Source organism: Streptomyces sp. a15 (assembly GCF_059026085.1).
Genome location: NZ_JBWLKM010000002.1, coordinates 200,241 through 221,297, shown reverse-complemented (window position 1 = coordinate 221,297; position 21,057 = coordinate 200,241). Strand labels below are relative to the sequence as shown.

At 71.0% G+C, this 21,057-nt stretch carries 20 protein-coding genes and 6 tRNA genes; 17 read left to right on the top strand and 9 right to left on the bottom strand.

All coding sequences use genetic code 11. The features are described from left to right. From cobT to AC5P09_RS04015, 3 genes are all read left to right on the top strand, one after another. The coding region (cobT, locus tag AC5P09_RS04025) for a nicotinate-nucleotide--dimethylbenzimidazole phosphoribosyltransferase (RefSeq protein WP_493872465.1) at positions 1-3,519 on the top strand (3,519 nt) is incomplete at its 5' end. A 211-nt stretch (positions 3,520-3,730) separates the two neighbouring features. Further along, positions 3,731-4,963, top strand: coding sequence for a uroporphyrinogen-III C-methyltransferase (gene cobA / locus AC5P09_RS04020; protein ID WP_493872464.1), 1,233 nt, complete (start codon positions 3,731-3,733; stop codon positions 4,961-4,963). Positions 4,964-5,027: 64 nt separating this feature from the next. Beyond that, positions 5,028-5,846 carry a TrmH family RNA methyltransferase gene (locus AC5P09_RS04015; RefSeq protein WP_266442860.1) on the top strand — a complete coding sequence of 273 codons (819 nt, stop codon included), beginning with the start codon at positions 5,028-5,030 and terminating at the stop codon, positions 5,844-5,846. A 30-nt stretch (positions 5,847-5,876) separates the two neighbouring features. On the opposite strand, the gene AC5P09_RS04010 is transcribed toward AC5P09_RS04015, so the two are convergent. After that, positions 5,877-7,298, bottom strand: coding sequence for a serine/threonine-protein kinase (locus AC5P09_RS04010; RefSeq protein ID WP_493872566.1), 1,422 nt, complete (start codon positions 7,296-7,298; stop codon positions 5,877-5,879). 196 nt (positions 7,299-7,494) lie between these two features. Here AC5P09_RS04010 and AC5P09_RS04005 point away from each other — a divergent pair, with 196 nt between their 5' ends. The 4 genes from AC5P09_RS04005 (at position 7,495) to AC5P09_RS03990 (ending at position 10,074) form a co-directional block, all read left to right on the top strand. Further along, positions 7,495-7,770, top strand: a complete 276-nt coding sequence (locus AC5P09_RS04005; protein WP_030038485.1) for a DUF8836 family protein — start codon at positions 7,495-7,497, stop codon at positions 7,768-7,770. A gap of 196 nt (positions 7,771-7,966) precedes the next feature. Continuing rightward, a complete protein-coding gene (locus tag AC5P09_RS04000; protein ID WP_053748661.1) occupies positions 7,967-8,164 on the top strand; it encodes a hypothetical protein in 198 nt (65 codons plus the stop codon). A 570-nt stretch (positions 8,165-8,734) separates the two neighbouring features. Next, a complete protein-coding gene (locus AC5P09_RS03995; RefSeq protein ID WP_493872463.1) occupies positions 8,735-9,697 on the top strand; it encodes a phosphotransferase in 963 nt (320 codons plus the stop codon). Positions 9,698-9,777: 80 nt separating this feature from the next. After that, positions 9,778-10,074, top strand: a complete 297-nt coding sequence (locus AC5P09_RS03990; protein WP_493872462.1) for a TFIIB-type zinc ribbon-containing protein — start codon at positions 9,778-9,780, stop codon at positions 10,072-10,074. Positions 10,075-10,136: 62 nt separating this feature from the next. Here AC5P09_RS03990 and AC5P09_RS03985 read toward each other — a convergent pair. The 5 genes from AC5P09_RS03985 to AC5P09_RS03965 all read right to left on the bottom strand — a co-directional run bounded on the left by AC5P09_RS03985 (position 10,137) and on the right by AC5P09_RS03965 (position 10,624). Continuing rightward, positions 10,137-10,208, bottom strand: a tRNA-Val gene (locus tag AC5P09_RS03985). Between the two features lie 52 nt (positions 10,209-10,260). Further along, positions 10,261-10,332, bottom strand: a tRNA-Val gene (locus AC5P09_RS03980). A gap of 35 nt (positions 10,333-10,367) precedes the next feature. Continuing rightward, positions 10,368-10,439: transfer RNA gene (locus AC5P09_RS03975), tRNA-Val, on the bottom strand. A gap of 1 nt (position 10,440) precedes the next feature. Further along, a tRNA-Cys gene (locus AC5P09_RS03970) sits at positions 10,441-10,514 on the bottom strand. A gap of 37 nt (positions 10,515-10,551) precedes the next feature. Beyond that, positions 10,552-10,624 (bottom strand) — tRNA-Gly (locus AC5P09_RS03965). A gap of 177 nt (positions 10,625-10,801) precedes the next feature. Here AC5P09_RS03965 and AC5P09_RS03960 point away from each other — a divergent pair. The 3 genes from AC5P09_RS03960 to AC5P09_RS03950 are packed head-to-tail and all read left to right on the top strand — an operon-like array spanning position 10,802 to position 13,539. Further along, positions 10,802-11,839 carry a chorismate-binding protein gene (locus AC5P09_RS03960; protein ID WP_493872461.1) on the top strand — a complete coding sequence of 346 codons (1,038 nt, stop codon included), beginning with the start codon at positions 10,802-10,804 and terminating at the stop codon, positions 11,837-11,839. Between the two features lie 6 nt (positions 11,840-11,845). Further along, complete coding sequence (locus AC5P09_RS03955; RefSeq protein WP_493872460.1) at positions 11,846-12,667, top strand: aminotransferase class IV; 822 nt, start codon at positions 11,846-11,848, stop codon at positions 12,665-12,667. 53 nt (positions 12,668-12,720) lie between these two features. After that, positions 12,721-13,539 (top strand): GNAT family N-acetyltransferase, encoded by an 819-nt coding sequence (locus AC5P09_RS03950; RefSeq protein ID WP_493872459.1) that lies wholly within the window; start codon positions 12,721-12,723, stop codon positions 13,537-13,539. Positions 13,540-13,561: 22 nt separating this feature from the next. On the opposite strand, the gene AC5P09_RS03945 is transcribed toward AC5P09_RS03950, so the two are convergent. Beyond that, complete coding sequence (locus AC5P09_RS03945) at positions 13,562-14,086, bottom strand: DsbA family protein (RefSeq protein ID WP_493872458.1); 525 nt, start codon at positions 14,084-14,086, stop codon at positions 13,562-13,564. Positions 14,087-14,676: 590 nt separating this feature from the next. Here AC5P09_RS03945 and AC5P09_RS03940 point away from each other — a divergent pair. Together AC5P09_RS03940 and AC5P09_RS03935 are read left to right on the top strand one after the other, a co-directional pair. Next, on the top strand, positions 14,677-15,126 hold the full coding sequence (locus AC5P09_RS03940; protein WP_493872457.1) for a hypothetical protein: 450 nt from the start codon (positions 14,677-14,679) through the stop codon (positions 15,124-15,126). Between the two features lie 177 nt (positions 15,127-15,303). Next, the gene (locus AC5P09_RS03935; protein ID WP_164873000.1) at positions 15,304-15,456 is read left to right on the top strand and encodes a hypothetical protein; all 153 of its coding nucleotides are present in this window, start codon (positions 15,304-15,306) and stop codon (positions 15,454-15,456) included. Between the two features lie 92 nt (positions 15,457-15,548). Here the strand turns inward: AC5P09_RS03935 and AC5P09_RS03930 are convergent, their stop codons facing one another. Beyond that, a complete protein-coding gene (locus AC5P09_RS03930) occupies positions 15,549-16,109 on the bottom strand; it encodes a CGNR zinc finger domain-containing protein (protein WP_266442895.1) in 561 nt (186 codons plus the stop codon). A gap of 209 nt (positions 16,110-16,318) precedes the next feature. Next, positions 16,319-16,732 (bottom strand): SsgA family sporulation/cell division regulator, encoded by a 414-nt coding sequence (locus AC5P09_RS03925; protein WP_004002642.1) that lies wholly within the window; start codon positions 16,730-16,732, stop codon positions 16,319-16,321. Positions 16,733-16,923: 191 nt separating this feature from the next. Between AC5P09_RS03925 and AC5P09_RS03920 the strand changes: the two genes are divergently transcribed. The 5 genes from AC5P09_RS03920 to AC5P09_RS03900 all read left to right on the top strand — a co-directional run bounded on the left by AC5P09_RS03920 (position 16,924) and on the right by AC5P09_RS03900 (position 21,057). Continuing rightward, positions 16,924-17,376, top strand: a complete 453-nt coding sequence (locus AC5P09_RS03920) for a TIGR02611 family protein (RefSeq protein ID WP_493872456.1) — start codon at positions 16,924-16,926, stop codon at positions 17,374-17,376. 78 nt (positions 17,377-17,454) lie between these two features. After that, positions 17,455-17,526, top strand: a tRNA-Val gene (locus tag AC5P09_RS03915). A gap of 350 nt (positions 17,527-17,876) precedes the next feature. Beyond that, entirely contained in the window at positions 17,877-19,166 is a 1,290-nt protein-coding gene (locus AC5P09_RS03910; protein ID WP_493872455.1) for an ABC transporter substrate-binding protein, read from the top strand. Continuing rightward, positions 19,166-20,167, top strand: a complete 1,002-nt coding sequence (locus tag AC5P09_RS03905; protein ID WP_493872454.1) for a carbohydrate ABC transporter permease — start codon at positions 19,166-19,168, stop codon at positions 20,165-20,167. Before AC5P09_RS03910 ends, AC5P09_RS03905 begins: the two co-directional genes overlap by 1 nt. Further along, the gene (locus AC5P09_RS03900; RefSeq protein ID WP_307673507.1) at positions 20,164-21,057 is read left to right on the top strand and encodes a carbohydrate ABC transporter permease; all 894 of its coding nucleotides are present in this window, start codon (positions 20,164-20,166) and stop codon (positions 21,055-21,057) included. The genes AC5P09_RS03905 and AC5P09_RS03900 overlap by 4 nt, the downstream gene beginning before the upstream one ends.

Sequence of the window (21,057 nt, the reverse complement as noted above, 5' to 3'; positions counted from 1 at the left end):
GGTTCTGAGGGTTCTGAGGGTTCTGAGGGGCAGGGTGTCGGATTCGCTCAGGTCCCGGACGGTCAGAGCGGTGGGTTTGTGCAGGCTCCGGAGGGCCAGAGTGGCGCGGTGGCTCAGGGTTCTGAGGGTTCTGAGGGTTCTGAGGGGCAGGGTGTCGGATTCGCTCAGGTCCCGGACGGTCAGAGCGGTGGGTTCGTGCAGGCTCCGGAGGGCCAGAGCGGCGCGGTCGCTCAGGGTCCGGAGGGTCAGGGTGCCGGATTCGCTCAGGTCCCGGACGGCCAGGGCAGTGAGTTCGCGCAGTCACCCGAGGCTCAGGGAGACGTGACCACACAGGCTCCCCAGAGCCAGGACGAGGGGCTCGCACCGCTGGTCCAGGACGCCGGTGCAGCCGGCGCGCCGACCGCGGAGGTCCAAGAGGACGGGTACGCCGCGGAGGCTCCTCAGGGTGGCGCGATCGCGCCGGGCGGTGGCGAGGCCGCGCCGGGCGGTGACGTCCCGCAGGTCTCCGCGGAGACGCACGCTCCGGACGCCGTACAGGCTCCGGACGCCGTACAGGCGCCGGATCCGGTACAGGTTCCGGTGACCGCGCCTGCTTCGGACGAGGGGCAGGCACTGGCCGCCGTACAGGACGAGGCCGCTGCCACCGCGGAAACCGAGCAGGCGGCACCGCTTCCCGCAGCGGGCGGACAGACCGAGGCAACCGACCCCGCTGCCCACGCCCTCCACGAGCCGGGCACCGACGCCACTGTCGACGCCGGCCAGGAACCCGACACCGACGCCGGACAGGTACCGGCGGCCGACCTCGTCGCGGACGCCGCTGAGCCGGTCCTGGGAGCCGCCCCCGCTCCGGACGCCGTAGAGGGCCCGGAGGCAGCGCACTTCGCCGAGGTCGACCCCGCGTCCATGACCGCACAGGTACCCGAGGCCGCCGCCCCCGGGATCCCGGCGGTGTCCGAGATCCCTGCCCCTGAGATCCCGCCGGGTTCCGAGGCCATCGCCTCCGAAGTCGCGCCGGGCGCGGAGACCGCCCCCGCGGAGCCCGCCACCGCGGAGCCCGGGACCACTGGAGCCGACGCTCCCCTGGACGCAGCGCAGATCCCGACCCCCGACTCCTCGATGAACCCGGCACAGCTTCCCGAAGCCGCCGCCCAGGACGCCGTACAGCCCGCCCCGGCCCCGGCGCCCGTCACCGAGCACGCGCAGATGGCCGCCCCGGAAGCCCTACCCTTCCCGGACGCCGCGCAGGCCCCGCAGCCCGCGGACGGCTCCACGGCCCCCGCCGAAGAGGTGCCCGCGGCCGTGACCCCCGAGCCGTCTGCCCAGCACGCGGCAGCCGACCAGGCTGCGCCGGAGCAGAGCCAGGCGCCCCTTGCGGACGCGCAGGGCCCGCAACTCGTCCCGGACGCGTCCCTCGCCGCCCCTCAGCCACAGGCAGCCGAACTCCCGGAGGAACAGCCTCAGTTCGCGGCCCCCGACGGCACTGCCCCGGAGTACCACGCCGACCAGCCCCTGGGCCGGTTCGTCCAGGTCGAGGGCTCGGTGCCGACCACTCCGCACCTCGCGCCGACCCCTCCGCACGCCATGACCCTCCCCCCCGAGAACCCGCAGACCACGGAACCTGTCGCCGCGGTCCCCGCCCCCCGTGAGGGGGCCCCGGAACTCGTACAGCACGCGGAGGATCTGGACACCCGGGCCGCCGACCAGGAAGACCGACAAGACCAGCAGGACCAGCAGGACCAGGAAGAAATGAGCACCGCGCCAGTGGAAGACGTACGACAGTCCACCGGCCCGGCCGCGCCCGCCTACAACGACGCCGAGCGCGAGGCCGTCCTGAAGGTCATGCGTGAACGCCGCGACATCCGTAACGGTTTCCGCAGCGACCCGATCCCGCACGAGGTGCTGCTCCGCGTCCTGGAGGCGGCCCACACCGCCCCCTCGGTGGGCCACTCGCAGCCCTGGGACTTCGTCGTCATCCGCTCGGCGGAGACCCGGAGCAGCATGCACGAACTGGCCATGCGCCAGCGGGACGCCTACGCGAAGTCCCTCCCCAAGGGCCGGGCGAAACAGTTCAAGGAACTGAAGATCGAGGCGATCCTCGACACCCCGGTGAACATCGTCGTCACCGCCGACCCGACCCGCGGCGGCCGCCACACCCTCGGCCGGCACACCCAGCCGCAGATGGCCCCGTACTCCGCCGCGCTCGCGGTCGAGAACCTCTGGCTCGCCGCCCGCGCCGAGGGCCTCGGGGTCGGCTGGGTCAGCTTCTTCGACGAGCGCGAGATGGTCCGCGCCCTCGGCCTGCCCGATCACCTCGAAGTCATCGCGTACCTCTGCGTGGGGTACGTCGACGAGTTCCCGGACGAGCCCGAGCTGATGCAGGCCGGCTGGTCCAAGCGCCGCCCGCTGTCGTGGGTGGTCCACGAGGAGACGTATGGCCGTCGCGCGCTGCCCGGCGAGGAGCCGCACGACCTGCTCGGCGAGACCGTCGCGCAGATCCGCCCGCTGGACGCCAAGGCGCTCGGCGAGGCGTGGGAGCGGCAGAAGCGGATGACGAAGCCGCCCGGCTCGCTCGGCATGCTGGAGATCATCTCCGCGCAGCTGTCCGGGCTGTCCCGTCAGTGCCCGCCCCCGATCCCGGAGCCCGCGGCCGTCGCGATCTTCGCCGGCGACCATGGCGTCCACGCGCAGGGGGTCACCCCCTGGCCGCAGGAGGTCACCGCCCAGATGGTGGCCAACTTCCTCGGCGGCGGCGCCGTCTGCAACGCCTTCGCGGCCCAGGTGGGCGCCGAGGTCTGCGTCGTCGACGTCGGTGTGGCGGCCGAGCTCCCCGCGACTCCCGGGCTCCTTCCCCGGAAGGTCCGCGCGGGCACCTCCGACATGACCACCGGCCCCGCGATGACCCGCGAGGAGGCCAAGCAGGCCATCGAGGTGGGCATCGAGACTGCCCGCGACTTGGTGGCGGCCGGCAACAAGGCCTTGCTCACGGGCGAGATGGGCATCGCCAACACGACCGCCTCGGCGGCCCTGATCTCGGTCTTCACGGACACCGACCCGGCCGACGTGACCGGCCGCGGCACCGGCATCAACGACGAGACCCTCGCCCGCAAGACCGAGGTCGTCCGCCGCGCCATCGAACTCCACCAGCCGGACCCGGCCGACCCCATCGGCGTCCTCGCCGCGATCGGCGGCTTCGAACACGCCGCCATCGTCGGTCTCCTCCTCGGTGGCGCCTCCCTGCGTACGCCGGTGATCCTGGACGGCGTCAGCGCCGGCGCCGCCGCCCTGGTCGCCCGCGCGATCGCCCCCGAGGTCCTCGCGGCCTGCATCGCCGGCCACCGCAGCGCCGAGCCGGGCCACGTGGCCGCGCTGAACAAACTCGGCCTGCGCCCCCTGGTCGACCTGGACCTCCGCCTGGGCGAGGGCACGGGCGCGCTCTTGGCGCTCCCGCTGGTCCAGAGCACGGCGAGAGCGATGCACGAGGTGGCGACGTTCGACTCCGCAGGGGTAACTGAGAAGTAGGCGTCTGTGGTCCGTGGGCAGTCGTTCCGCGGGTCTCGGTCGAGGCCGACCGGTCCCCGTGCCACTCCGCAGGGTGGAACGGGTGACCACGGACCGCGCACCCGCAGCCGACGACGTGCTCAGCCACCGGACCACCTGAGCCGTCACCCGCCTCTGCCCAGTAAAATCCGCACGTCAGGGCCACCGCACCGCACCGAGGAGCCGCACCCTCATGGCCGAACACCCCGCCTACCCCGTAGGCCTCCGCCTCACCGGCCGCAGGGTCGTCGTCCTCGGCGGCGGCCAGGTCGCCCAGCGCCGCCTCCCGGCACTCATCGCGGCGGGGGCCGACATCCTCCTCGTATCCCCGGAAGCGACCCCCTCGGTCGAAGCGATGGCGGACGCAGGCGAGATCACCTGGGAGCGACGCACGTACGCCGACGGCGACCTCGCGAACGCCTGGTACGCCCTGATCGCCACCAGCGACCCCGAAGCGAACACCCGAGCCTCCACCGAAGCAGAGGCGCACCGCGTCTGGTGCGTCCGCTCCGACGACGCCGACGCGGCAACGGCCTGGACCCCGGCCACCGGCACCAGCGAAGGCGTCACCGTGGCCGTCCTCACCACCGACGCGCGCGGCCGCGACCCCCGCCACACCGCCGCCATCCGCGACGCGGTCGTCGAGGGCCTGCGCGACGGCACCCTGGTCGCCCCCCACCACCGCACGCGCACGACCGGCGTCGCCCTCGTCGGCGGCGGCCCCGGCGACCCGGACCTGATCACGGTTCGCGGCCGCCGCCTCCTCGCCGAGGCCGACGTGGTGATCGCCGACCGCCTCGGCCCGCGCGACCTCCTGGCCGAACTTCCCCCGCACGTCGAGGTGATCGACGCGGCGAAGATCCCGTACGGCCGTTTCATGGCCCAGGAGGCCATCAACAACGCTCTGATCGAGCACGCCAAGCAGGGCAAGTCGGTCGTACGGCTGAAGGGCGGCGACCCGTACGTCTTCGGCCGCGGCATGGAGGAGCTCCAGGCGCTCGCCGAGGCCGGCATCCCCTGCACCGTCGTCCCGGGCATCTCGAGCTCGATCTCGGTCCCGGGCGCGGCCGGCATCCCGGTCACCCACCGCGGGGTCGCGCACGAGTTCACGGTGGTCAGCGGCCATGTCGCCCCCGACGACGAGCGCTCCCTGGTCGACTGGGCGTCGCTGGCCAAGCTGACCGGCACGCTCGTGATCCTCATGGGCGTCGACAAGATCGGCAGGATCGCAGAGACCCTGGTCGCCCACGGCAAGTCCCCGGACACCCCGGTCGCCCTCGTCCAGGAGGGCACGACGGCCGCGCAACGCCGGGTCGACGCGACGCTCGCGACGGTCGCCGAGACGGTCCGTACGCAGGAGGTCAGGCCCCCGGCGGTCATCGTCATCGGCGAAGTGGTGGGCGTGGGACCGCAGACCTCCGCGTAACCCGGGGTAACACAACCCGTCCCAAGCCGTTGGCACCGCACCCAGGACAAGGCAGTATCACCCTGTGGCCGATCTCATCACCGTCGAGGACCCCGACGACCCGCGCCTGCACGACTACACGGGCCTGACCGACGTCGAGCTGCGCCGCAAGCGCGAGCCGGCCGAGGGCCTCTTCATCGCCGAGGGCGAGAAGGTCATCAGACGGGCCAAGGACACCGGATACGAGATGCGTTCGATGCTGCTGTCCGCCAAGTGGGTCGACGTCATGCGGGACGTCATAGACGAGCTCCCGGCCCCGGTGTACGCGGTCAGCCCGGAAATCGCCGAGCAGGTCACCGGCTACCACGTGCACCGCGGCGCGCTCGCCTCGATGCAGCGCAAGCCGCTGCCCACGGCGGCCGACCTCCTCCAGACCGCCCGCCGGGTCGTCGTCATGGAGTCGGTCAACGACCACACCAACATCGGCGCGATCTTCCGCTCGGCCGCCGCCCTCGGCATGGACGCGGTCCTGCTCTCCCCGGACTGCGCCGACCCCCTCTACCGCCGCAGCGTGAAGGTCTCCATGGGCGCGGTCTTCTCCGTGCCGTACGCCCGCCTCGACACCTGGCCCAAGGGCCTGGAGTCGGTCCGCGAGGCCGGCTTCACCCTCCTCGCCCTCACCCCGGACCCCAAGGCCAGAACCCTCGACGAAGCCGCCCCGCACAAGATGGACCGGGTGGCCCTGATGCTCGGCGCCGAGGGCGACGGCCTCTCCACCCAGGCCCTGGTGGCCGCCGACGAGTGGGTCCGCATCCCCATGGCCCACGGAGTCGACTCCCTCAACGTGGGCGCGGCGGCCGCGGTCGCCTTCTACGCCGTGGCGACGGGCCGCCCCGCACTCTAGGCAGCCGCCCCGCCGATCCCGGCGGAGCGCCTAGTCGGACGCCGTGAGCGTCGGCTCGTACCGCTCGGACATCAGCGGCGCGTCCAACGGCTCGTGGCCCGGCCGCCCGTCCCGCACCGGCTGCTCCTGCTGATCACGTACGACGTTCCCCTCGCCGCCGAGCCCTCGCGAGGGCCCCTGACAGCCCTGCGCCGCGGCGATGCCGAGCGCCACGAGCAGTGTGACCACGACGAACACGAACAGCCGCTGACGCAGCAGCCGCGGATTGGCGGGCCGCCGCCCCGTGCCCGTGCCTCTCTGCGTCGGCCGGCCGGCACCACCGCGCGACGCCGGACGACTCCCGCCGCCGGAACGCGTCGTGCTCCGCGGCGCCCCCGAGCGCGACGACGAACCGCCGCCCCGCGAGGCACTGCCACCCCGTGAGGGAGTCCCGCCCCGCACCGGAGCGGGACCGCGGGAGGCGGCACCACTCCGCGGCGGGGGAGTCCCCTGCGCGCCCGGGGTGCCCTGCTGTCCCTGCGGACGCCGCTGCGGCGCCCGCTCCGGGTAGGTGTCGGCGAGCCGCCCGGTGGGCCGGTCCGCCTCACCGGCGCGCGGCGCGGGCGGCCGTACGTCCGCCAGCCCCTGCGACTCCCGGGCGGCGATCTCCTTCAGCCGCAGCGACAGCTGAAGCGTGCTGGGCCGCTCCTCAGGATCCTTCGCGAGGCACGCCCGCACCAGCGGAGCCAGCGCGTCCGGTACGCCGTGCAGCTGCGCCTCCTCATGTACGACGCGGTACAGCATCACCTCGGAACTGCCGTGCCCGAAGGGCGAGTCGCCCATCGACGCGTACGCCAGGGTCGCGCCGAGGGAGAACACGTCCGTGGCGGGTGTCACCGCGGCGCCGCGCACCTGCTCGGGCGCCAGGAAGCCGGGGGAGCCGACGGCCGTGCCGACATGGGTGAGCGTCGAGGCGCCCGTCGCCCAGGCGATGCCGAAGTCGATGATGCGAGGGCCCTTGGGGGACAGGAGGATGTTGGACGGCTTGAGGTCCCGGTGCACCACCCCGGCCTCGTGCACCGCCACCAGCCCCTCCGACAGGGCGGCCCCGACGGTGGCCACGTCGGCGGCGCCCATCGGCCCCTCGTCGGCGACCTTGTCGTGCAGGGAGGGCCCGGGCACGTACTGCGTGGCGAACCACGGCCGGTCGGCGTCCAGATCGGCGGCGACGAGCCGTGCCGTGCACCCGCCGCGAATGCGCCGCGCCGCCGACACCTCACGCGCGAACCGCGAGCGGAACTCCTGGTCCTCCGCCAGATCAGGCCGGATCACCTTGAGCGCGACCCGCTGGCCCTTGCGGTCGGAGCCCAGATAGACAACGCCCATCCCGCCCGCGCCGAGCCGTCTGTGAAGCCTGAACGAGCCGACGACGCGCGGGTCCTCGCGCCTCAGGCGCATCATCGCCATGTTCATCCCCGCTGCCCGGTCCGTGTGACGTGCCACAGCTTACGTTTCCACGGCCCGCCGCGCGCAGAGGCCGCGCCCTCTCGGCCCGATGGATTGTCAGTGCCGGGTGGGAGAATTGAAGAGTGGTCAGGGAGCTCGCGGGCAGGGCGACTTGGGAGGGTCTGTGACCCCAACCACCCGTCGCAGAAGGGGGATTGAACCCGTGAAGGGTGATCGCGTGGAGATAGTCGTGGACGCCGGGGACACGACGCGTACGTACGAGGTGGTGGCGAGCAGGGCGGGCCGCCGGGTGGAGACAGCGGTGCGCCGAGGTGTCGTTGAAGTGAGCGAAGTCACCCGCAACGGCTCCGTCGTCCGTACGGCCCGTTTCATGGCGAACCGGGTCCTGGCGCTGGTCGAGCAGCCGATTCCGCGAGAGGACAGCTCGGAGAAAGCGGGGCACAGCGGGCGCCCCCTCCGGGAAGACCCCGAGACCTAGGTCCCCGTCTCCACCCACGGGAGTACAACGCAGGTCACGGCTCATCCTCCGGGAGGCCCGGCAATCGGTACGAGGGCATGACGTGCGCCGAGCGCCGGACGCCTAGATTTGAGGTCAAGCGGCGGGTGCAGCACTCGTCCCCCGAGGTCAGACACCCGCCGCTGCCAACCACAACAGAACGGTCAGGAGAGGGACCATGGCCTACACGGCACCGCGGACACTGGTTCGCACCCAGGAGCGCATCGCGCTCCGCCCCCGCCGCACGGGCCGTCGCCACCCCTTGGTGGCGACACTCATGGCCCTTCCCCTGGCGGCCCTGCTCCTCCTCGTCTTCGACGGCTGGGAGACAGTGGCCACACAAGCGTCGTCCGTGGGAGTGATGCTGGGGCGCTGAGCGGCGACCCCAGGCCCGGAAGAGCGGTCCGGGCGGGGACATCCTGCCATGAAACCCCGTGGGGACGGGGGTGCGGCGGACGGCAAAAATGCCGGCGCAGCTGGGGAGCTGCGCCGGCATTGCTTTGCGCCCGAAACCGGCGGGATGCCGGGGGCGCGCGTAGCGCCTTGCGTTGGGTGGGGGTCGGGGCCGCGCCGGGGGGTGTCCGTCCTCGGAACGGCGCGGAATCGGTCGGCTGTTGAGGTGCTGGCGTTGACGCGCCAACCGCTGCGGGCGGACACCCCCCGACACGTCCCCTTCCCGCCGTACGCGACTGCAGGCGCGTGCGTCCACCTGCCGACCCACCGAGACGGGTGGTGGGTGGGCATAGGCCGGGGGTCTGGGGGCGGAGCCCCCAGGACGGTCGCCTCTCGACCGACCGAGCCGAGTGGTGGGCATAGGTCCGGGGGCGGAGCCCCCTGCAGGTGCCCGCACCGACGCCGGGTGACCGGACAGCCAGCGGCGCGCTCGGCACCGCGTACAACCTTGCGTACCCTCGCGAGCGAACCGCCCGCGCGCGCCAGGAGCCCAGTGACCCACGCCCTGCTGTCCGACCTCACGACCCGAGCCAGGGCCAAGGCCCACTCGGCAGCATCCGCCTGCCCCTGCGGAGCAACCGCCACCCTCGCCGACCGCCCCGACGCCACAGTCGTCCGTCACGCCGGCACCGTCGCCAAGGCTCACGCCCCGGACACCACCCGCACCGACCTGATCCCTCGCCTCACTGCAGCCACCCACCTCCCCGGAATCCTCCTCCCCCCGCTCAGTCCGACCCCGGCCGACCTGCACGGCAGGCTCGTGACGTTCTGGCCGTACGGCACCCCCGTGGACCCGGAAGATCCCGACACGGCTCCCTGGGAGGACGCCGCCACCCTCCTCGCCCGCCTCCACCGCACGCCCACCACGGCCCTGGCCTCACCGTCAGCCGACACCCCCCTGCCCCCCATGCGCGGCCCCGCCAAAGCCGCCCTCGCGGTCACCCGCCTCCGCACGACAGCCGCCCAGCATCCCGCCACCACCCCCGTCCTGCACGCCTGGTCCACGCTCCCCGCCTGGGCCCGCGCCGAGACGCCCATGCCGGACACCGCCACGCTCTGCCACGGCGATCTCCACCTCGGCCAACTGGTCCGCCACCCCGCCCCCGACGGCCCGTGGCTGCTCATCGACGTCGACGACCTCGGCGTCGGCGTCCCGGCCTGGGACCTCGCGCGCCCCGCGGCCTGGTACGCCTGCGGACTGCTCCCGCCGGACGAGTGGACCCGCTTCCTGACCGCCTACCGCACGGCGGGCGGCCCGGCCGTCCCCGCGGTCGGTGCCCCCTGGCCCGCACTGGACGTCCCGGCCCGCGCCCTCACCGTGCAGACCGCCGCCCGGTCGATCGCCAAGGCCGTCGCGGCGGACCGTCCCCTGGACGAGGTGGAGGTGGCACTGGTCGACGCCTGTGACCGGATGGGTTCCGCCCCGCCGGAATCGGCGTCAGGTTTCCCCAAGTAGGGTGCAACCGACCGCAGCCGGACAGAGTCTGTCCTGGCGAAACACTAAGCAGGACCGACCGGCGAGGAGTTGAGCCGACCATGCAGTGTCCGAAGTGCCATGCGCCGATGCACACGTACAACCGCAACGGCGTCCAGATCGAGCAGTGCAGTGGCTGTCGCGGCATATTTCTCGACTACGGCGAGCTGGAGTCGCTGACCCGCCTGGAGTCCCAGTGGTCCCAGCCGGCGGTCCCGCCGCCCCCGGCCGCCCCGCAGTACCCGGCCGCTCCCGGCGCGCACGCCGCTCCCGCGTGGGGCGCCCCGCAGGGCGGCCACTACGGCCACCAGGGTCACCACCGCAACAAGGGCTTCGGGCGCATGCTGTTCTCCAGCTGACAGCTGAGAGCTGCCCGGTACACGGAGAAGCCCCCGGCCGCTGGGCCGGGGGCTTCGGTGTGTGGACGATACTGGGATTGAACCAGTGACCTCTTCCGTGTCAGGGAAGCGCTCTCCCGCTGAGCTAATCGTCCTCGGGACCACGATCACGATGTGCACTCCGAGGAGCGGATCATGGGCTTTGCGTGCGCGATACTGGGATTGAACCAGTGACCTCTTCCGTGTCAGGGAAGCGCTCTCCCGCTGAGCTAATCGCGCGGGTCGGATCTCGCCGTACGTGCTGGAAGATCCAGTGGACGATACTGGGATTGAACCAGTGACCTCTTCCGTGTCAGGGAAGCGCTCTCCCGCTGAGCTAATCGTCCTTGGAGGTGGAGACGGGATTTGAACCCGTGTAGACGGCTTTGCAGGCCGTTGCCTCGCCTCTCGGCCACTCCACCAGGAGTGTAGGGGGCCGGGAAGACCCCTGTTCCTTCGAGCGGACGACGAGGTTCGAACTCGCGACCTCAACCTTGGCAAGGTTGCGCTCTACCAACTGAGCTACGTCCGCCTGTCGTTTCGGTACGCTCCGCGTCCCGGCGACGTCTGAACTCTAGCGGATTCCGGGGCCAGTACAAAAACGCGTTTGCGCAGCGTGCTGCGCTGCGCCTGCTCAGGGACGTGCCCGGGGCTTTGGGAGGGACACGGCCAGGTCACGTGCCGGACACCCGCCCCTAGACTCGACAGCGTGCTCGACCTCCCTCCCCTCGCCCGGTTCGGCGACCGCGTGGCCACCGGTCTCCTCGACGTCACCAGCGATCCCGCGGTACTCGACTCCACCGGTTTCTGGGCGGTGTGCGCGGATTTCGAGGGCCGCCTGACCTGCGCCCGCTTCGAGGACGTACGGGAGGAGCCGGTGCCCGCCCCGGTGCCGGGGGAGTGGCGGGGGCCCGCCGCCGGTGACTGGTCGTCGTCCCTCGATCGCGCCGCGTACACGGCCGGGGTTCGGCTCATCCGTCAGTACATCGCCGCAGGCGAGGTCTACCAGGCCAATCTCTGCCGGGTGCTGTCCGCGCCCCTCGCGCCGGACGCCGACGTGGACGCCCTCACGGCACTGCTGGCGCGCGGCAACCCGGCGCCGTACGCAGGAACGATCCGCCTGCCCGGCCACGGCGTGGAGATCGCCACCGCCTCGCCCGAGCTGTTCCTGCGGCGCGACGGACGGGTCGTCGAGTCCGGCCCGATCAAGGGCACCGGACACACCGAGGCGGACCTCCTGGAGAAGGACTACGCCGAGAACGTGATGATCGTGGACCTCGTCCGCAACGACATCGGGCGCGTCTGCGCCACCGGCAGCGTGACCGTCCCCGACCTGTGCGCCGTCGAGAAGCACCCCGGTCTGGTCCACCTCGTGTCGACCGTCCGCGGCGAGCTGCGCGAGGACGCCGGATGGCCCGAGCTGCTCACCGCCGCCTTCCCGCCCGGGTCGGTCACCGGCGCGCCCAAGTCGAGCGCGCTGCGGATCATCGAGGAGCTGGAGAGGGGGCCCAGAGGGCCGTACTGCGGCGGCATCGGCTGGGTGGATGCCGACCGGGGCGTCGGTGAGCTGGCCGTGGGCATCCGGACCTTCTGGGTCGACCGTGCGGAGGGCGTACTGCGCTTCGGTACCGGCGCCGGTATCACCTGGGGCTCCGACCCCGAGGCGGAGTGGGCGGAGACCGAGCTGAAGGCGTCCCGGCTGCTCGCGGTAGCGTCGGGTCTGTACGAGGTGAGTGGAGAGGGGTAGAGACCAGTGAAGCTTTGGCTCGACGGCGGGCTGCAGGACATGGAGTCCGCCCGTGTCTCCGTCTTCGACCACGGGCTGACCGTGGGCGACGGCATCTTCGAGACGGTGAAGGCGGTGCACGGCAGGCCGTTCGCGCTCACCCGGCACCTCGACCGGCTGACCCGCTCCGCGCGCGGCCTCGGCCTGCCCGACCCCGATCTCGACGAGGTCCGCCGCGCCTGCGCCGCCGTCGTCGAGGCCAACCCGATGCCGCTCGGCCGGCTGCGCATCACGTACACCGGCGGCCACGGCCCGCTCGGCTCCGACCGCGGCGAACACGGCCCGACCCTCGTGGTCGCGCTCGGCGAGACCACTCGCCGCCCCGACACCACGGCCGTGATCACGGTCCCCTGGACCCGCAACGAGCGCGGCGCGCTCACCGGCCTCAAGACGACCTCGTACGCCGAGAACGTCGTCGCCCTCGCCCGCGCCCGTGAACAGGGGGCTTCCGAAGCGCTGTTCGGCAACACGGTCGGACAGCTCTGCGAGGGCACCGGGTCGAACGTCTTCGTCGTCCTCGACGGCGAGATCCACACCCCGCCGCTCGCCTCCGGCTGCCTCGCCGGCATCACCCGCGCCCTGGCCGTCGAGTGGACGGGCGCCAAGGAGACGGACCTGCCGTTGGACGTCCTCGAGCGGGCCGACGAGGTCTTCCTGACCTCCACCCTGCGGGACGTCCAGGCCGTGCACCGCGTCGACGACCGCGAACTGCCGGGCGCACCGGGCCCGGTGACCGCCAAGGCCATGCGAATCTTCGACGAGCGGTCGGGCGACGACCTCGATCCGTAAGTCCTGCGGATATTCGGCTGACCGACGGCCCGGCGAGGGGTAGAACTCCCCTGATGACCACGACCCTGCGGCCGAGCGAGCCGCTTCAGCGCAACGCCGACGGGACGCGTTCACGCCACTACCAGGTGTGTGTGAACAGCCGTCCCGTCGGCGCGATACACCTGGGCACGTCCCCGTCCTTCGGCGACTCGGTGGCCCGCGTCCACAAGGTGCACATCGAGGAGCCCGACCGCCGGCGCGGCCGGGGCACGGTGGCCATGCTCGCCGCGGAGGAGGTGGCGCGCGGCTGGGGCTGCCGGCAGATCGAGATCAGTATGCCCGCGGACGCCGAGGCGGCACTGCGCCTCGTCAAGGCGCTCGGATACGTCCTGCGCAACCGCGGCATGGCGAAGCGGCTCGCCGACGCCCCGCCCGAACTGCCCGCCGGCAGCCGGGCACGCCCCATGACCGAGGCGGAGTTCGAGGCGTGGCAGGAGCACGAGTCGGAGGACTACGCGCGCACCTGGATCGAACGGGGCGTACCGGAGGCCGAGGCGTACGCCAAGGCCCGGCGCGACCACGAAGTGCTCCAGGGCCTGGCCACCGAGCACATGCTGTTCAGCATCCTGGAGCACGAGGGCACCCGCGTGGGCGTCCTCTGGCTCGCCCTGCGCGCCGACAAGGCCTTCGTCTTCGACGTCGAGGCCGACGAGGCCCATCGCGGCCGGGGACACGGCCGTACGCTCATGCTACTGGCGGAGGCCCAGGCGATCGCCGAGGGCAGACGGATCCTGGGCCTCAACGTGTTCGCGGGCAACACCCCGGCCGAGCGGCTCTACCAGTCGCTCGGGTACGAGACGACGCAGTACGCCTTCTACAAGCCGTTGTTGTAGGCCCGGTTGTAGGCCCGGCGGCTCAGGCGTCCTGCCCGGCCAGCAGCCGGTCCGCGATCTCCTCGATGCGCTCGCGCAGCCCTTCCTGGCTCTTGCCGCCGTCGAGGCGCTCGCCGTCGATGACATAGGTGGGGGTGCCGGTCACGCCGATCGCCTTGCCCTCGGCCTGGTCGGCGTCCACGATCAGGATGTGCCGGACGTCGATGAGCGCCGTGTCGAACTCCTCGGCGTCCATCCCGAGTTCCCGGGCGACCTCGACCAGGAAGGGTTCTCCCGTACGGTCCAGCTCCTCGACCCGGCCCAGCACCGCCTCGACGAACGGCCAGCCCTGGCCCTGCTCCACGGCCTCCTCGGCGGCCTGCGCGGCGGCGAAGGCGTGCTTGTGCTTCTCCAGCGGGAAGTGCCGCAACCGCAGTTCCAGCCGGTCGCCGTAGCGGGCGCGGAGGGCACGGAGGTCGTCCAGGGCGCTGCGGCAGTCCGGGCACTGAAGGTCGCACCAGACGTCGAGAACGGGAGCCGCGGAACGCGCGGGGAAGGAGTCGCTCATGCCCTCAGTCTCCCAGCCCCGACCCGGACGACCCAACCGGACCTCTCCCCCCCCCGGCCCAGCCGCCACCTGCGACGGCGACCTCGCCCGGCACCCACGATGCCGACCGACGACCACGGTGGTGCCGACCGACTGCCGCGGCGGTGAGGCCCGGCTGCCGTCCGCGGGGTCGACTGACTGTCGCGGGGGTGAGGCCCGGCTGCCGTCCGCGGGGTCGACTGACTTGTCGCGGGGGTGAGGCCCGGCTGCCGTCGGAGGGGTCCACTGGCTGCTGCGGGGGTGAGACCGGCTGGCGCCCGCGGGGTCCACCGGCTGTCACGGCGGTGAGGACTGACTGCCGCCGTGGTATCCAACGACCGCCACGGCGGTGAGGACTGCCCCCCCGCGGTGACGACCAACCGACCGCCCCCCGCGGTGACGACCGACCGACCATCACCCGCAGGGGTACCACTTCGACCGGCACCTGCGGAGGAGTCGACCCGGAGATGTCCCTGATGTCCCGTCGGAGGATGGCCCGGCGGGGTGCCGCGGGTGCAGGATGGAAGGGACGAAGTGCCCTTGCCCGACCGAGCCCTGCCCTGGAGGACCGGATGATTGCCGAGACCGTCTGTTCCGCCGTCGCCGCGGCCGGCCTGGGCATCGCGGCGGTCACGGCGTACCGCAAGCGTTTCCTCTCCGCCGTCCGTATCGCCGCGTACTCCCTCGTGCCTCTCGGCCTGGTCATGACCGGCGTCGTCGAGTGGCTGGCGGACACCGCGTTCAGCCCGACGGCCTGGGCGGGCTTCGTGGTGCTCGGCCTCTCCTGGCTGTTGTTCGCGAGCACGCGTGCGGTGGAGCGCCGTCGAGGCGGCACCCGCAAGGAGCGCAAGGCGGCGGCCAAGGGTGCCGCCCAGCGCGAGGCGGTCGCTCCGGCGGCCTCGGCGCCCTCCCTGAGCCCGGGCACCCGCCCGACGGCCAAGCCCGCGAGCCGGCCCCGTACCGAGACCGCGACGGACGACTTCAGCGACATCGAGGCCATCCTCAAGAAGCACGGCATATGAGGCCTGCGGCGGGCCGGCATATGACGTCCGCACGCGCACTGAAACGACACAGCGGGTCCCTGTGCGTGCGGAAGTGATCACGACCCGAACCGTAGATCACGGAATCCGGCGAACTCCCGCTCACTGCGGGCGTGTTGATCGCGTCATGCGTCCCGACTGCGTCATCATCGCCGCGAGATGCTGGACACGACACAGAGCGACGCCGCGCCGCCGCAGGACGAGCCGCGCGGATGCCTCTTCGCCCTTTCCCAGCCACCGCTGATGATCTTCCTTGCGGTGATCGGGTGTCTGCTGCTCACGGCTGCGCTGCACGACCTGCTGTTGCTGTGAGCCATACCCGTGGTCCCCGGCGTCACCCGCCGGGGCCCACGAAGGCATCGTGTCCGGTCCGGATCTCGTCGTCGGGCCCTCTCGTCCGGGCCTCAGCCCGCCGCCTCCTTGCGCCGCGCCCGGTAGGCGGCCACGTGCAACCGGTTGCCGCAGGTCCGGCTGTCGCAGTACCGCCGCGAGCGGTTGCGGGAGAGGTCCACGAAGGCGCGCCGGCAGTCGGGCGCCTCGCAGCGACGCAGCCGCTCCTGCTCGCCGGCGACCACGAAGAACGCCAGTGCCATCCCGCAGTCGGCGGCCAGATGATCGGCGACGGAGGCGCCGGGCGCGAAGTAGTGCACGTGCCAGTCGTAGCCGTCGTGGTCCGTGAGCCGGGGTGTGGTGCCCGCGGCGGCGATCAGCTCGTTGATCAGCCCGGCGGCGGCCCGGGCGTCCGGGGCGGCGAACACCGAGGCGAACCGTCCGCGGATCTTGCGCACCGCCGAGAGGTCGAACTCGGAGAGCACTCCGACCTCGCTGATTTCGTGGTTTCGTACGAAATCCTCCAGTGCTGTGACATCCGGCAGCGCGTCCTGAGCCGTGTCGTCCTCCGGCGCGGTGTTCACCAGATCCACCACGGTGTCGAGGGCGCACCGGGTGTCGTGGGTGATCAGCACGTTTCGCTCCCTGGCCTGGGGGTCGGGCGGACGCCCGCCGATGCTGGCCGATGGTAGTGCGTCCGCGCACCCTGAGGTCGGCGGCGGGACGACGCACACCGGCGCCGCCCCCATGAGGGGACGGCGCCGGTGCCTGCCCTATTCGGTTGTCTGGGCCCGAGCCGTCTCCCCGAGTGGACGGCGCCGGGCGGCTCTGTGCAGCCTCGCCCCTAGCTTTCCGCCAGGATGTGCGAGAGCTCCTGATCGAGATCGAAGTGCCGGTGCTCCGTGCCGGGAGGCACAGCCGCATCCGTGCGCTTCAGGAAGGACTCCAGGGCCCGCGCAGGGGCCTCCAGCAGGGCCTCGCCCTCCGGCGAGCTCAGGGCGATGCAGACGACGCCCTGACCGTGACTGCGCGACGGCCAGACGCGGACGTCGCCGGTGCCCGTGGGCCGGTGGAGGCCCTCCGCGAGCAGGTCTCGGGCGAACACCCACTCGACGGTCTCCTCGGCTCCGGTGTGGAAGGTGGCGTGCACGGCGTAGGGGTCGGCCGTGTCGTACCGCAGGCCTGCGGGGACAGGCAGGGATGACTCGCTCGACACAACGAGGCGCAGGTGCAGCTCGCAGCTGACCGTGGTGTTCATAAGCGCCAGGGCCTTTCGCTCAGTGTGCGCTCGGGGATTCGCACGTCGGCGAAATCGACATGCCACCTACGGTGCCGTTGTAAACCCCTCTGAGTGTTTTGCGTGCCTTTATGTAACTCTTCCGGCCGAGAGCGTGTTCGCACGGTACGACCATTCCGGTGACTGGTTTCCGTCCGGTAGGGTTTGGCCGTATGAACACGGGGAGTGACGAGCCGGGCGAGGTTGCCGTGGCAGCGGAAAAGACGCAGACCGACGGGGTGCGGGGCGAGCGGGGACTCGGCTCCAGAGCTCCCAAATTCATCCAGGCGCGCCGCATGCTCCACCTGAGCTGGCAGGTCTGTGTCTTCATCATCGGGCTCGCGGTCGTGGGCGTCGGCATCGTGATGCTGCCGCTGCCCGGACCGGGCTGGGTCGTGATCTTCGGCGGCATGGCGATCTGGGCGACCGAGTTCGTCTGGGCCCAGCTGGTGCTCCGCTGGACCAAACGCAAGGTCACCGAGGCGGCACAGCGTGCCCTCGACCCCAAGGTCCGGCGGCGCAACATCATCCTGACGTCGATCGGCCTCGTGATCATCGGCGTCCTCGTCGGCATCTACCTGTGGAAGTTCGGCCTCGCGATGCCCTGGAAGATCAAGGACCAGTGAGCCGCGACGGGGGTGCGAGGGCCGGCCGGCGCCGGTGACCCGCACCCCCTGACATGGGGTAATGTTCTCCCTGCGTCCGGGCGATTAGCTCAGTGGGAGAGCGCTTCGTTCACACCGAAGAGGTCACTGGTTCGAACCCAGTATCGCCCACCCGGACACGGCGGCCCGTCTGCGAGAGAGCAGACGGGCCGCCGTCGTGTGCGCGCTGCCGGCCGCCGTGGGGCGCGCGCCCCGCCCTGAGGCGAATTTCCGCCGGGCGGCCTCCGGGCGTCGAGGCCGAGGTTGTGTTCGGCCTGCCGACCGCGGGTTCCTCACCTGCGATGTCACCTCCCCGGGACCGGGACTCGGCCCCGACGTACCGTCAGCTCACCGAGCGGGCCCCCAAGAAATTCCTGTCCGAATCATTGACGCACCACGAGGCCCTCCGTAACTTGTGCCAGCAAGCGCTTACTTGAAACGATTCATGCAGGCGGCAACGACGCTGCGGGGAGGGTCCGACTGTGGGAACCAGCAGGAATGTTGAGAGGCGTACGATCCTGAAGGCCGCGGGAGCGACGGCGGCCACACTGGGCCTGGCCGCGACCACGGGGTGTGGGGGAGACAGCGGTAGCTCCGCGGACGGGACGGTGACGATCCGTTACGCGTGGTGGGGTGCCGAGGACCGCGCCCAGCGCATCAACAAGACCATCGCGCTCTTCGAGAAGAAGTACCCGAAGATCAAGGTGAAAACGGACTTCCAGCCGTACACCGACTTCTGGAAGAAGTTCAACACCCAGGCTTCCGGCGGCAATCCGCCGGACGTCTTCCAGAATGCCATTGGATTTCTGCGGAAATACGACGCCAAGAATGTGCTGCTCGACCTGAGCGAGCAGGTCAAGGCGGGCAACCTCTCCACGGACGGCTTCCGGGCCGGCCTGGAGAAGTTCGGCGAGGTCGACGGCAAACTCCTCGGAGTTCCGGTCGGCTCCAACTCGATGGCCCTGGTCATCGACACGCCCGTCTACACCAGGGCGGGTGTGAAGCCGGAGCAGGGCTGGACCTGGGACGACTTCGACGCGGCGATGAAGAAGATCCGCGACAAGACGGGTCGCGCCGGCGACAGCGGCATGTACGGGGTCATGTACTTGTACGACCTCTACCTGCGCCAGAACGGCAAGGCGTTCTTCACCGAGGACGGGCTCGGTTTCGCCGAGGCCGATCTGACGGACTGGTGGACGAAGGCGAAGAAGGGCGTCCAGGACGGCGTCTACGCCGACCCCAAGAAGGTCGCCCAGGTCAAGCCCAAGTCGGCGGTCACCGCGGAACTCGCCGGCGGTGAGTTCACGTGGGACAACTTCAGTGTCCGCTACTCCGCGGAGGGAAAGAGCGAGTACAGCCTGGCCCCCATCCCGACCACGGACGGCAAGAAGACCGGCCAGTACCTCGGCTCCCTGATGCTCAGCGCCTCCAAGCGCACGCAGCACCCCAAGGAGGTGGCCCAGTTCATCGACTTCATGGTGCACGATCCCGAGGTCGCCAAGATCATGGGCTATGACCGCGGTGTGCCCGCGACGCAGGCCCAGTTCGACGCGTTCCAACCGACCGACGAGGTCAACAAGTCCATCGCCGCCTATGAGACGTCCCTCGTCGACGCGGGTGTCCTGGAGCCCATCACCCCGCACCCCAACGGCGCCGACATCTGCGAGGCCGCCTTCCTGCGCATCGCCGAGGAACTCGCTCTGGGCACGCGCTCGGTGGACGACGCCGTCAAGCAGTTCTTCACCGAGTCGAAGACGGCTCTCGTCGGCTGATGGGAACCACCGTGACACACGCCCCTGCGATGGAGGACCTGTCCAAGGACTCCGAGCCGCGGCACGGTCCGGTGAACTCCTCGCGCCCCGCCGCCCTCAAGCGGCGGGGCCGCCGGGAGACCCTGGCCGGCTATCTCTTCATGTCCCCCTGGATCGCCGGGTTCCTGCTGCTCACGGCAGGCCCGATGATCGCCTCGCTCTACTTCGCGTTCACCGACTACAACCTGTTCGACACACCCAAGTGGATCGGCCTCGACAACTTCTCCGAGATGTTCGGCGACCCGCGCTGGCGCCACTCGGTGAAGGTGACGATGTGGTACGTCGTCGTCGGTACGCCGCTCAAGCTGCTCCTGGCACTCGGGGTGGCGCTGCTGCTCGCCCAGAAGCGGCGCGGACAGGCCTTCTACCGGGCCGCTTTCTACGCGCCGTCGCTGATCGGGGCGAGCGTCTCCGTGGCGATCGTCTGGAAGGCGATCTTCGCGGACGACGCGATCGTCGACCGTACGCAGAAGATCTTCGGGATCGATGTCGGCGGCTGGACCGGCGACCCGGAAATGATCATCTACAGCCTGGTGGCGCTCACCGTCTGGCAGTTCGGTGCCCCCATGGTCATCTTCCTGGCCGGCCTCAAGCAGGTCCCGCGCGAGCTGTACGAGGCGGCCGAGGTCGACGGGGCCGGCCCGATGCGGCGGTTCTGGAACATCACCCTGCCGATGATCTCCCCGGTCCTCTTCTTCAACGTCCTGCTGGAGACGATCCACTCCTTCCAGATCTTCAGCTCGGCGTACATCGTCGGCGGCGGCGCGGGCGGCAACGCCTGCGGTCCGGCGGACGGTTCGATGGTCTATACCTGCTACCTCTACGTCCAGGGCTTCGAGAACAGCCGGATGGGCCTGGCCTCCGCCATGGCCTGGATGCTGCTCGTCGCGGTCGCCCTGGTGACGGCGGTGCTGTTCTGGTCCCAGAAGCGCTGGGTGCACTACGAGGAGGGCGCCCGATGAGCGCGCAGGCCACCGACATCACGCCGGCCCGGTCCACGAAGGGCGGCAACTTCCGCCGCAGGCTGCCCGGTTCCCTCGCGTGGCACCTCGGGTCCTTCGCGATCCTCGCGGTGATCCTCTATCCGGTGATCTGGGTCATCGGCGGCTCCTTCAAGAAGAGCGAGGAGATCATCGGGAGCCTGGACCTCTTCCCGGGCGATCCCATCGTCTCGAACTACACCGGGCTCGCCGACGGCATCGCGGACATCTCGATCTCCACGTTCTTCGTCAACTCGCTCACGCTCGCGCTCGGTTCGGTGGTCGGGATCCTGGTGTCCTGCTCGCTGACCGCGTACGCCTTCGCGAAGATCAGGTTCGCCGGTCGCAATCTGCTCTTCACGCTGATGATCGGCACGCTGCTGTTGCCGTACCACGTGCTGCTGATCCCGCAGTATGTGCTGTTCCGCAACATGGACATGATCAACTCGTACACCCCGCTCCTGCTGGGCAAGTACCTGGCCACGGAGGCGTTCTTCGTCTTCCTGATGGTGCAGTTCATGCGCAACCTGCCCAAGGAACTCGACGAGGCGGCCCGTCTCGACGGCTGCGGACACTTCCGCATCTACTGGTCGATCGTGCTCCCGCTGTGCCGGCCGGCCCTGATCACCAGCGCGATCTTCACCTTCATCAACTCCTGGAACGACTTCATGGGCCCGCTGATCTACCTCAACGAGCCCGACAAGTACACGGTCTCCCTCGGTCTGAAGATGTTCGTGGACCAGGAGGGCGTGGCCAACTACGGCGGCATGATCGCGATGTCACTGGTCGCCCTGCTGCCGGTGCTCGCCTTCTTCCTCGCCTTCCAGCGCTATCTGATCGACGGTATGGCGACGTCCGGACTGAAGGGCTGA

Excerpts from the sequence above, each read along its gene's own strand:
- AC5P09_RS04000 (WP_053748661.1), top strand. The coding sequence starts at position 7,967 with ATGGCCTACACGGCACCGCGGACACTGGTTCGCACCCAGGAGCGCATC.
- AC5P09_RS03940 (WP_493872457.1), top strand. The coding sequence starts at position 14,677 with ATGATTGCCGAGACCGTCTGTTCCGCCGTCGCCGCGGCCGGCCTGGGC.
- AC5P09_RS03990 (WP_493872462.1), top strand. The coding sequence starts at position 9,778 with ATGCAGTGTCCGAAGTGCCATGCGCCGATGCACACGTACAACCGCAAC.
- AC5P09_RS03945 (WP_493872458.1), bottom strand. The coding sequence starts at position 14,086 with ATGAGCGACTCCTTCCCCGCGCGTTCCGCGGCTCCCGTTCTCGACGTC.
- AC5P09_RS03905 (WP_493872454.1), top strand. The coding sequence starts at position 19,166 with ATGGGAACCACCGTGACACACGCCCCTGCGATGGAGGACCTGTCCAAG.
- AC5P09_RS03900 (WP_307673507.1), top strand. The coding sequence starts at position 20,164 with ATGAGCGCGCAGGCCACCGACATCACGCCGGCCCGGTCCACGAAGGGC.
- AC5P09_RS03950 (WP_493872459.1), top strand. The coding sequence starts at position 12,721 with ATGACCACGACCCTGCGGCCGAGCGAGCCGCTTCAGCGCAACGCCGAC.
- AC5P09_RS03935 (WP_164873000.1), top strand. The coding sequence starts at position 15,304 with ATGCTGGACACGACACAGAGCGACGCCGCGCCGCCGCAGGACGAGCCG.
- AC5P09_RS03925 (WP_004002642.1), bottom strand. The coding sequence starts at position 16,732 with ATGAACACCACGGTCAGCTGCGAGCTGCACCTGCGCCTCGTTGTGTCG.
- cobA (WP_493872464.1), top strand. The coding sequence starts at position 3,731 with ATGGCCGAACACCCCGCCTACCCCGTAGGCCTCCGCCTCACCGGCCGC.
- AC5P09_RS04010 (WP_493872566.1), bottom strand. The coding sequence starts at position 7,298 with ATGAACATGGCGATGATGCGCCTGAGGCGCGAGGACCCGCGCGTCGTC.
- AC5P09_RS03920 (WP_493872456.1), top strand. The coding sequence starts at position 16,924 with ATGAACACGGGGAGTGACGAGCCGGGCGAGGTTGCCGTGGCAGCGGAA.